This is a genomic window from Acinetobacter sp. 12966 (genome assembly GCF_031196995.1).
GTDB classification, from domain to species: domain Bacteria; phylum Pseudomonadota; class Gammaproteobacteria; order Pseudomonadales; family Moraxellaceae; genus Acinetobacter; species Acinetobacter geminorum.
In genome coordinates, this window is sequence record NZ_JAVIMC010000126.1 from 1 (window position 1) to 10,356 (window position 10,356).

At 60.9% G+C, this 10,356-nt stretch carries 8 protein-coding genes and 3 pseudogenes; all 11 read right to left on the reverse strand.

Annotated elements, in window-relative coordinates; translation table 11 throughout:
* On the reverse strand, nt 1–615 hold a 615-nt coding region (locus tag RFW85_RS17710; RefSeq protein WP_309171747.1), incomplete at its 3' end, for a PAS domain-containing protein.
* Complete coding sequence (locus RFW85_RS17715) at nt 590–2,296, reverse strand: cation:proton antiporter (RefSeq protein WP_031945860.1); 1,707 nt, start codon at nt 2,294–2,296, stop codon at nt 590–592. The genes RFW85_RS17710 and RFW85_RS17715, both read right to left, overlap by 26 nt.
* Nucleotides 2,297–2,299: 3 nt before the next feature.
* On the reverse strand, nt 2,300–2,740 hold the full coding sequence (trx-GI, locus tag RFW85_RS17720; protein ID WP_004834869.1) for a heat resistance system thioredoxin Trx-GI: 441 nt from the start codon (nt 2,738–2,740) through the stop codon (nt 2,300–2,302).
* Complete coding sequence (locus RFW85_RS17725) at nt 2,730–3,875, reverse strand: hypothetical protein (protein WP_005130191.1); 1,146 nt, start codon at nt 3,873–3,875, stop codon at nt 2,730–2,732. The genes trx-GI and RFW85_RS17725 overlap by 11 nt, the downstream gene beginning before the upstream one ends.
* Nucleotides 3,876–3,954: 79 nt before the next feature.
* Nucleotides 3,955–4,566, reverse strand: coding sequence for a heat resistance membrane protein HdeD-GI (gene hdeD-GI / locus RFW85_RS17730; RefSeq protein WP_004834871.1), 612 nt, complete (start codon nt 4,564–4,566; stop codon nt 3,955–3,957).
* Between the two features lie 89 nt (nt 4,567–4,655).
* Entirely contained in the window at nt 4,656–5,543 is an 888-nt protein-coding gene (gene yfdX2, locus RFW85_RS17735; protein WP_005130198.1) for a heat resistance protein YfdX2, read from the reverse strand.
* A 102-nt stretch (nt 5,544–5,645) separates the two neighbouring features.
* Nucleotides 5,646–5,999: pseudogene (yfdX1, locus tag RFW85_RS17740) on the reverse strand (heat resistance protein YfdX1); the annotation flags it as partial.
* A pseudogene (locus tag RFW85_RS17745) lies at nt 5,991–6,323 on the reverse strand (PLDc N-terminal domain-containing protein); the annotation flags it as partial. The pseudogenes yfdX1 and RFW85_RS17745, both read right to left, overlap by 9 nt.
* A 15-nt stretch (nt 6,324–6,338) precedes the next feature.
* Complete coding sequence (gene clpK, locus RFW85_RS17750; RefSeq protein ID WP_004834873.1) at nt 6,339–9,188, reverse strand: heat shock survival AAA family ATPase ClpK; 2,850 nt, start codon at nt 9,186–9,188, stop codon at nt 6,339–6,341.
* Between the two features lie 93 nt (nt 9,189–9,281).
* The gene (locus tag RFW85_RS17755) at nt 9,282–9,851 is read right to left on the reverse strand and encodes an Hsp20/alpha crystallin family protein (protein ID WP_000350434.1); all 570 of its coding nucleotides are present in this window, start codon (nt 9,849–9,851) and stop codon (nt 9,282–9,284) included.
* Nucleotides 9,852–9,888: 37 nt separating this feature from the next.
* Nucleotides 9,889–9,960: pseudogene (locus RFW85_RS17760) on the reverse strand (DNA-binding protein); the annotation flags it as partial.
* Nucleotides 9,961–10,356: the final 396 nt, after the last annotated feature.

The following is a 10,356-nucleotide window of genomic DNA, read 5'->3' on the forward strand; positions in this document are numbered from 1 at the left end:
AGGTTTGTGCAACAAAGCCTCGTTAAACGCCCGCCGGTTCGACAAGCCGGTCAAGGGGTCGGTGATCGCCATACGCAGCAACTGCTGCTCCATTTCCTTGCGAGAAGAGATGTTGAGCAGAGTGCCGACTATCAGTTGCCTGCCCGCGTCACCCAGCCATCGGCCGCGATCCAAAACCCAAATCCAAACGCCGGATCGATGACGAACGCGGTACTCGCACTCCAATCGCTCCGACGGGTTTTCTTGATAAGCGCGCACCTTTGCCAGAACGACCGGTAAATCCTCCGGGTGAATACGCGCTTGCCATGCGGCATGGGTGGCGCCAATCTTCTCGTCGTCGGAGGTGAAGCCGAACATCGCCAGACTGCGGGCAGAAAGCCTGAAGCTGTCGGTGGCGATATCCCATTCCCAGAACCCCAATTCTGCGCCTTCCAGGGCGATGGCGATCCGTTCGTTGTCGTCGATTTTCGCTTGTTGGCGAAGCTTCAGCTCGTCGCGCCTCTGGCGATTGGTACGAGCAAAACCCCACGCGCAACCGCCATGCCAATATTGGCAAGTAGCGACACCATCAACCCAATGGCCGGCCCGTTCATGGTCTATCCCCACCTGACTCACTGAGTGTCTGCCGTAATTCCTCGATCCGGCGGTTGACGTAGTCGGCATTGATGCCCAGCATCAACAGCACCTGCTCGGCCAGCCCCAGTCCCAAAGCCAGGTACAACGGGTACAGCCTGACATTGGGCAGATTACGCAAAAGCTGGGCATCCGTTACGCGGTCAGTGGCCACCACCAAGGGCAAGGTCGGGCGGCGTTCGAGGACCGCTCGCGCAATGCGCTCGGCCGTCTGCGGACGAACAAGCGTCAGCACCACCAGACGGGCATGGGCCAATCCGGCGGCGGCCAGGGTGTCGAGCCGACTGGCATCGCCATACGACACCGGCGCCCCCGTCGCACGACCCGCTTCGACCCTTTGGCGGTCCGATTCCAGCAGCAAATGCGGCACGCCTGCCAGACGCAGCGTTCGACTCAGCAGCAGCCCGACTTCATCCGCCCCACAGATGATCACATGGTCGCGCAACGACCGCGCCCGCTCGGCGACTTCGCCTTCTTCGGCCTGCGGTGGCTGACCGAGTGCGCCCGAGCGGCTGAATGCCCGCGCCCAACGGTCATGGTGTCGGATCAGGAGCGGCGCCAACCCCATGCTCAGCACCAACGCGATCAGCATCGGTTGCACCACGTTGGCGGCAACCAAGTGCTGCTGCATGACCATGCCCAGGAGCAGCAGCGCAAACTCGCCGCCATGCCCCAGCACGATGCCTGTGCGCCAGGCGTCGAGCGCCGACAGGCGGGTTGCGCGCAGAGCCAGAAAGTTCAGCCCCATCTTGAGAGGCACCAAGGCCAACAGCCAGCCCAGTACCGCCAGCGGTGCTGCCACGATCTGCGCGACATCCAGCTGCAAGCCGATGGTCACGAAGAACAGGCCCGACAGCACATCGCGAAACGGCCTGAGGTGGCTTTCCATGTGGTGCCGGAAGTCGCTCTCGCCCAGCACCATCCCGGCGAGGAAGGCCCCCAGGGCGGCGGATACGCCGACCGCGTGCGCAGCGGCGGCGGCAGCCACCACCACGCACAAGGAGACGAGCACGAACGATTCCTCGTGGCCCCGCCGCGCCACCCAGCCCAGCAGACCATGCAACAGACGGCGCGAGGCGAGGGCCGCTGCCGCGAACAGCAGCAGCACACCGAATACTTCGAGCAGCACATGCTCGATCTTCGGCGACTCGCCGCGCGCCCAGATCGCCAGCAAGGCCAACAGGGGCACGCTGGCCAGGTCCTGAAAGACCAGCACGGCGATGGCACTGCGGCCGTGGCGGGTGGTGAGCTCGCCTTGGTCGGCCAGTTGTCGGCTGACCAGCGCCGTGGACGACATGGCCGCCGCAGTGCCGAGCAGCACGGCGCTCTGGCCGGGCTGCCCCAGCCACATCAATAGCAGGATCAGCGGCGGGGCCACGGCGATCATCTGCAGAGCGCCCGCCATCAGCACTGTCCTGCGGGCGAGCCAGAAGTGTCCGAGGGAAAATTCCAGTCCGACCATGAACAACAGCAGCGCCACGCCCAGCTCGGACAGAAAGCTCAGCGTCTCCCCCGGCGCGATCACGCCGATGACTGAGGGGCCCAGTACAACGCCGACAGAGAGATACCCCAGCAAGGCGGGCACTCTGAACGCCGCCGTCGCCATCGCCGCCAGGCTGCAAGCCGCCAGCAGGATTAACGTAGCACCAAGCAAGCCCTGCATCGGTCAGCGTCCCACTTGCGTCGACGTCCAGCGCACGATGTCCTGCGTGCCCATCGCGCCGGCCTGACGGGCGATCTCCCGCCCACTCTGGAACAGGGCGAGCGTCGGGATGCTGCGGATACCGAACTGCGCGGCCAGGTGGGGCTCAGCCTCGGTATTCACCTTCGCCAGCCAGATCCTCGGTTCGAGCTGGTTCGCCGCTTGCTGGAACTGTGGCGCCATCATCTTGCACGGCCCGCACCATGGCGCCCAGAAATCGACCAGCAGCGGCAGATCGCTGCGCTCCACGTGGCGCGAGAACGTCGCCGTGGTCAACTCGATGGGCTCGCCCGTGAACAAGGGCTGCTGGTAGCGGCCACAGTTGGGATGTTCCGATAGCTTCGCAGTCGGTACGCGGTTGATGGACTGGCAATGCGGGCAGACGAGGTGAAGATCATTCTTCATGGTTCGCCTCCTTGGACCACAGTGAGGCTGCCTCGCTTCGGGTCACAGACAATGCCGACCAATCAACGCCTTGGAGCCAATCGTTCCCGTTTTTGCTTACTCCGGCCTCTTCCAGATGAGCAGCGATGAATGCTTCGGCCTGCATGAGCCACCTTCGGACAGCATCTTCCTTATTAGGAATCAGCAGGATTTCAGAGACGCTGCTGGCATTCAGCCCGTCCACACGGATAAGCAGAAAAATGCGCCGCCACAAACGCGGCATGTCCTTCAGCAGGTCAAATGCAAAAGCGAACTCGCTCGACCGATCAATCAGCTCCTCCTGTTCCGCGATCGTTGCGACATCGGGATGCTGACTGCCAGCGAAGATATCGGCCAGCTTGAGTGTGTCATCGGGCTGATAAAATTCGAAGATTTCCTCTTCCACCATGGCCTCGGCCACGTCTTGGGCATCCGGTTCGACCGGCGCGTCCAGAGAAACGAATTCGCCAAATTGCCGGCTGCTTGCCACTTCGTTATCCAGGACGGCGAACAGATGCTTCAAAAGACCGGTGTAAGCCTTTTTTTCCCCCGGCACGGATTGCCATTCCACCTCAGCTCGGACAATCGCTTCATCCACCACGTCGCGTAGCGTCGGATAATCGCGCGGTAAATCGCCGACGGCCCGCAGATAAGCCAGCTCACGCCTTGCGACAGCCTCAAGTTTCGACAGTAGAGGCATTCGGGTCACCTCGGCCTTATGGGCGGCTGATGCGGGTTTTGCGGCAATCCGCACCTTGAGCTCGCGCAAGCGCTCGCGTCGTGCTTTGCGCTTGATTTGATCCTGAGCATGCAGTCGGTCAAAATGCTTCTTGGCCTGACGGAACAACGACTTTGCGAGCATCTGCGCGAGGGGCGTCAGCTCGTCATGTGATGCAGTAACGCTGACAATCTTTTTGCCGGGCAGGTGCATATAGCCACTGGCCAGAAATTGCCGCTTGATCTTGTCGCGATCAAGGATGATTTGAAGTTGCGCTGAATCTTTAGTGTGTTTGTCGAGCAATGGCTTGAGGGCATGCTCGATCACATTTCCCAAAGCTCTCTGCCAAGGTTCATGAAACTCTTTGTCGATAGCTCGATAGCTATATTGCATCTGCATGTATGACTCCTTCGATGTCATTTCTATGGAGGTATGAATCGAGGATGCTCATATCCATAGATTTTGGTTTGGCACGCTCTTACCCCAGGCGCGTTTTGCGAAGACTCCAACTAAAGAACAAAAGCGTGACGCCATAGACTGCCGCATGGAAACCCAACAGCCAGCCTGCGGCCACGAATGACTCGACCGGACGGGTAAAAAATATCCACAAGACGATAGCGCCAAGTATAATCGAGAGCAGTCCACTGAGGGCAAGCCAGATTTCACCCTTGATTTCCCGACGCAGCCGAACGGCGGCGGATATCTCCAGCACACCGGTGAAAATCGCCCAGAAGCCCACGCTAGCCCATAAAAAAGAAGCCAAGACTATCGTGGCGACCCAAGGAGCAACCAGGACGACGACGCCCGTAAGTATGCCGACAATGCCGCTGAACAGCAGCCAGCCCCAGCGCTCTTTTTTCTGGATATGGCGCACCGCTGCAAACAAGTTGAACGCGCCATTGACCAAGGAAAATGCGCCGAACATGATGGTCATGGCCAACAGAGCCGATTGTGGCATCCAGAACGCGAGGGCTGCAAAAATCAATGCCAAGACACCGCGCAGCACAAAAAGCCACCAATTTTGGCTCAGCGAACACAGTGCTTTGGTGGGGTCATCCGCATTGGAATTGGCGATGGTATCTGTGTTCATGCAATATCTCCTAAAGATCTATACAAAATAAAAAATCAAACACTCATGGGACAAGAGAGGGGGCGCTATGCGCCCCCTCTCCAGCGGTTTCAGAACAACTTGGACAGTTTTGCCTTGACTTCATCGAGCCAGCCTTTTCCGCAGCCTCCCCCTCCCGTCTTTTCCTTGATTTTCTTGAGTTCAGCGTATAGGGGCTCAAAGTCCTTCCTTTTACCATAGCCCAGCAGTTCTGCCATTTCCAACTGCTGCCGGGCTTCGTTCAACAATGTCTTCAGGCGCTCATTGGATGCTTCGCTGCGCTGACCATCTTCTACCAGGGGCTCTGCGCGCTTCAGGAGCAGCTTCGCACGCAGGACGGGCAGCGGAAGCACGCTGCGCTCCTCGACCAGCGTGCTGAGCGCTGACTGCAGCGCGGCTTTGGCTTCTTCGATCTTGCCCTGATCGATCAGCGGCACGACTGCCTTCACGGCTGCGGGATAGGACGCCAAAGGGATGTTGGTGACTGTGATCACGATTTCACTGGCCAGCAAAGCCAGCACGTGGCGAGCCCGTTGCACCTCGCCATGTTTGAGGGCATCCAGCGCCTCGTCGGTCATCGCCTCAATGGTTTCCGTGTTGGCGAACAAGTCGTGCACGATGGTGCGCACATCAACGCCGGCCAGGGCGAGCGTGGGTTCGCGCGCGACGATCAGCTCCAGCTTTCCCGTCACTTCGGCCAGCGTTGCCAATGCGCGTGCAGTGTCCTTGCCGTCAAGTGCGGCCAGCGCTGATTTGGTCAGCGACAAGGCCGAGACGGCCTCATCGAGGACTTGTTTACGTTTGTCTGCCGCCTGCGAGTCCGTTTCCTTCTGAACCTCAGGCTGTACCTCCGTGACGACTTCAGGCTTGGCCTCTGGACTGACAGGAAGGCTGCTTACCGCGGCCTGTTCGTTTATTCCTTCGTTCGTCGCATTGGGATTCGGTGTTTGCTCATTCATGGTGATATACCTCGTATGAGATAGTGAAAATAGGCGAATCTATTGGGGCTGAATGCGAACATCGCGAGACTGACCGACAGAGCAGTCAGCCCCTTCATCACCTCAAAACAGCTTTTGGATGCGCGTCTTCAACTCGTCGAACCATCCCTTGCCGCTTTTGCCACCAGCCGACTTTTGCTCAATGAACTTCACCTGATCGAAGATGGGTTTGAAGTCTGCCTTCTTGCCATAACCCAGGATCTGCGCCATCTCGATCTCCGTGCACACGGACGACAGCAAGGTGCTGAGCTCCTCGTTCTGCTTGGCATCGCGCTTGTCGGTCTCGGCCAGCTTTTCAGCTTTTGCGATCGCGGCTTCGGCCCGTAGCACGGTCAGAGGAAAGGCGACCGAGGTCACCACCAGGGTGTTCAGTGCTCGGGCGAGTTCCGCTTTGGCGTTGTCGATCTTGCCGCTGGTCAGCGACTGGCCGGTGGCACGTCCCACCAGGTGCGCCAGGCCGGCAAACGGCGCCGATACGGTCTGGGGCATCGTAGGCGTGAGGTCCTGCCGAACAGCAGGATCTGCCCCCGGAAACAGCCGCCGCGCCCGCCGCTGGTAACGGTTGATGCAGAACAGCCCATACAGCAGCGAACCGCCCAGCGGCAACAGCGCGATCAGCAGCACCCACAGCGTGGCCGATCGAGGGTCACGCTTGAAGATGACCGTGTGCCCCGCTGTGGGGATAGTGACCGCCAGCGGCACGAGGGTGGCTGCCCATGTCAGCCCGTTGGGGTCGGACACGACAGCCCCCATCGCTCAAGATTCGCCGCCCGCTGACTTCTTCTTGCGCGCAGGCTTGCTCGCGTCGCTCGGCGGCGTCTCGGCCGGCTTCGCGGCATCGGGCTTCTCAGGCTCGGCCGGCTTCGCGGGTGGCTCCTGGCGCTCGCAGACCACCCGTTCGGCCTTGTCGTCCCAGCGGGCGCTGGCGTGATCGCCCTTGCCAATGCCGCCGCCGAGCATCTCGCGCGCCAGCGTCGTTTCCAGTTCGCTGCGGATCAGGCGCTTGAGTTCACGCGCACCGAACTCCGGCTTGTAGCCTTCTTCCGCGAAATGGTCGATCAGCGTCTGATCGAAGGTGAGCGTCACGCCCTGGCTGGCGGCGTTGCGGGCCACACGATCGAGCTGCAGGCCGACGATATGGCGGATCTCCTCCTTGCCCAGCGCATGGAAGACGATGATCTCGTCGATGCGGTTGAGGAACTCGGGGCGGAAGTGTCCGCGCAGCACGTCCATCACCTCGAACTTGGTCTTCTCGTATTCCTCGCCGGCGGCGTCACGGGCCTTCAGCCGACGCTGGATGATGTCCGAGCCCAAGTTCGAGGTGGCGATGATGATGGTATTGGTGAAATCCACCACCCGGCCCTTGCCGTCGGTGAGCCGCCCGTCGTCGAACACCTGCAGTAGGATGTTGTAGACGTCGGGGTGAGCCTTCTCGATTTCGTCCAGCAGCAACACGCTGTAGGGCTTGCGCCGCACCTTCTCGGTGAGCTGACCGCCTTCGTCGTAACCGATGTAACCTGGAGGCGCCCCCACCAGACGTGCCACGGTATGGCGTTCCCCGTACTCGGACATGTCGATGCGCAGCAGCGCACCTTCATCGCCATAGATGGACTCGGCCAGCGCCTTGGCGAGCTCGGTCTTGCCCACCCCGGTCGGGCCCAGGAACAGGAAGGTAGCCACCGGTTTGCTACCTTCGCGTAAGCCCGCGCGAGACAGCCGCACGGCATCGGCCACGGCACGGACCGCCTCGTCTTGTCCCACTAGGCGCTCGTGCAGCCGTTGTTCCAGGTGCAGCAGCTTTTCGCGCTCTTCCACCGTCAACTCGTTGACTGGGATGCCGGTCAGGCGCGAAACGATCTGGGCCACGTGTTCTGCCTTGACTTCGGCACTGCCAGAGGCCCGCTCCCGCTCCCAGCCCTCGATCAGCTTCTTGAGCTCGGCCTCCTTGGCCTCGATGCGCTTGCCGAGCTCGGCGGCCTTGTCGTACTGCTTGCGCGCGGCCACGTAATCCTGTTCACGCCGCAGCTGGTGCAGTTCGGACTCCAGCTCCTGCACGGCCACCGGCCGGGCCGTGGCCGACAGCTTCACGCGCGCGGCCGCCTGGTCGAGCAGGTCGATGGCCTTGTCGGGCAAAAAGCGGGCGGTGATGTAGCGGTCGGACAACTCAGCCGCCGCGATGATCGCGTCCTCAGAGATGCTGACCTTGTGGTGCGCCTCGAAGGTGTCGCGCAGGCCGCGCAGAATCATGATGGCCTGTGCCACTGTCGGCTCGGGCACCGTCACCGGCTGGAAGCGCCGCTCCAGCGCGGCATCCTTCTCGATGTATTTCTGGTACTCGTTGAGCGTGGTGGCGCCGATCAGGTTCAGCTCGCCGCGCGCCATCATCGGCTTGAAGACGTTGGCCACGTCCAGCCCGCCTTCGCCACCGCCCTGGCCGGCACCGACGATGGTGTGCACCTCGTCGATGAACAGAATCAGCTCGCCCTGGTGCTCGGAGATCTCCTTCAGCACCTTTTGCACGCGCTCCTCGAACTCGCCGCGATACTTGGCGCCGGCCACCATGGCGTTGATATTGAGTTCCACCAGGCGCTTGTCGCGCAAGGTCTCGGGCACTTCACCGGCCACCATGCGCTGCGCCAGCCCCTCGACGATGGCGGTCTTGCCCACGCCCGGCTCGCCGATCAGCACCGGGTTGTTCTTCTTGCGCCGGGCCAGCACCTCGATGGTGGTCTCGATCTCCTGCGCACGGCCGATCACCGGGTCGAGCTTGCCGTCATGCGCCATCTTGGTCAGGTCACGTGAGTACTTGTCGAGTTCCGGCGTGTTGGTCGGCGTCTCGGCGCGGCCATCCTCGGCGCCCTTGCCGACCACCTTGCTGACCTGTTGGCGCAGCGCCTGCGGCGTCAGGCCGTAACGGCGCAGCAGGTTGGCGGCCAGCCCTTCGCCTTCCTCGGCCAGACCGACCAGGAAGTGCTCCGGACCGACATAGGAATGGCCGAGTTCATTGGAGGTCACGAAAGCGCGGCTGAGCGCATCCTTCACGCGCGGCGACACGCCGATCTCGCCCTCGAACGGCTTGTCCCCGCGCTTGGCCTCGGACTCGATCTGCCGCTTGAGGTCATCGACCTTGATCTTGAACTGACCCAGGATGGTCTTGACCACGTCGCTGTCGGCCAGCGCCAGCAGCAGATGTTCGGTATCCACCTCGGCGCGGCCAAATTCGGCAGCGTGTTTGGCGGCCTCCTGCAGCAGGGCTTCCGACTGTTCGCTGATGCGGCTGGCCAAACCACTGCCGCGACGGCGCGGCGCACCCGAACCTGCGGCGGCGGGCTCGCCGAACGAGGCATCGACCACGTCATCGGTATCGGCGGCCATCGGCGTCGCGTCGTCGCCGATGCGGAAGAAGTCACTGCCGAGGAAGTCCTCGAATAGGCCGCTGCGCGAGCCGAACAAGGCTTCCAGCGGCGAGACGGTGCGCTTTTGCTGGCGCACCAGTTGACGGTAATGGTCGTCACACAACAGCATGGTGCTGTGACGACCGTTGAGATTGGCTTCCACCCGCACGGTGGCGGGTTGGCCGCAGACCTGGCATTGTTTTCTGTCCATGCTGATACTCCTGTAAAGATTGATCTGAAGAGGCACCGCCGATCACGGTGCCTCATTTCTTTTTGGTTTTTGAGAAAAACGCGCTGCCCCGCGTCAGCCGTTGATCGGGATCGAGCGCCCCTGCTTGGGCGTACTGGCCTCGCGCTTTTCCATCGTGATCGTGAGCACGCCGTTCTTGAAAGCGGCCTTGATCGTGTCCTGGTTGGCATCGGCCGGCAGGTTCAGAGCGCGCTGAAAGCTACCGTAGGAGCGCTCCACCCGGTGGAAACCGCCGTCTTTCGTTTCCTGCTCCTGACGCTTTTCACCGCGCACCAGCAGCACGTCGTTGTCGAGCGTGATCTGGATGTCTTTTTCGTCGACGCCGGGTACTTCCAGGGCGATCTTGTACTGCTTGTCGGTCTCCTGGATGTCCAGCGCCGGCTTCAGCATGCCCGGCCAGTCCGACGGCCAGCGTGGCATGGCCAGCGTCGGGAAACCGAAGCCTCGAAACGCGTCGTCGAACAGGCGGTCGATCTCGCGATGCAATTGCAGGATGGGACTGACGGGCCCACCCGACACCTGCAGGTCATTGCGCTGCACCGGCAGCGAGGCAGTGCTCTGTTGTTCTTCCTGCTCCTTTTTGAACCAGTTCCAGGGAGCCAATTTCTTGAAATCAATGTCCATGTCACACCTCCAGAAGAAAAATTGAAGACTCTCGCTCACTCCGCTTGCCGACTTTCAAGTACGCTGCCAATTCATCGAGCGTGAAAATCACCTGTAGGTGCGCTTTCATTTCGCCCTCTCCAATCGCGTCGCTTTGCGGTTCCGGCCAAGGAAATCCTTGCAAGACTTTGTAAGATACTGCGCTTATCAGGAAAGAATATCAACATTCAATGTACAGCGATCTCCCGCCCCATTGATGCAGGTCGACTGCTCAGACAAGGTGCAGCGGGGCGACCTGATCAGGCCAACGTGCGGAATTGCCTAGTCGTCGCTGCGGATCGCGTTCCAGAGTCGGGTCGAAACACTTCCGTTGCCCCAGACAACGTATAGTAAGCACGCAAAAAAACCAATACAATACCGATACCAATACAATACATTTTAGAAAGAAAATATTAGCCAAGCTTGAAGAAGGCCAATCTATTCGAGCGGTTGCTCAGCACTTCGAAATGGCTTTGTTGCACAAACC

Excerpts from the sequence above, each read along its gene's own strand:
- trx-GI (WP_004834869.1), bottom strand. The coding sequence starts at position 2,740 with ATGAAGAATGATCTTCACCTCGTCTGCCCGCATTGCCAGTCCATCAAC.
- RFW85_RS17715 (WP_031945860.1), bottom strand. The coding sequence starts at position 2,296 with ATGCAGGGCTTGCTTGGTGCTACGTTAATCCTGCTGGCGGCTTGCAGC.
- RFW85_RS17725 (WP_005130191.1), bottom strand. The coding sequence starts at position 3,875 with ATGCAGATGCAATATAGCTATCGAGCTATCGACAAAGAGTTTCATGAA.
- clpK (WP_004834873.1), bottom strand. The coding sequence starts at position 9,188 with ATGGACAGAAAACAATGCCAGGTCTGCGGCCAACCCGCCACCGTGCGG.
- RFW85_RS17755 (WP_000350434.1), bottom strand. The coding sequence starts at position 9,851 with ATGGACATTGATTTCAAGAAATTGGCTCCCTGGAACTGGTTCAAAAAG.
- hdeD-GI (WP_004834871.1), bottom strand. The coding sequence starts at position 4,566 with ATGAACACAGATACCATCGCCAATTCCAATGCGGATGACCCCACCAAA.
- yfdX2 (WP_005130198.1), bottom strand. The coding sequence starts at position 5,543 with ATGAATGAGCAAACACCGAATCCCAATGCGACGAACGAAGGAATAAAC.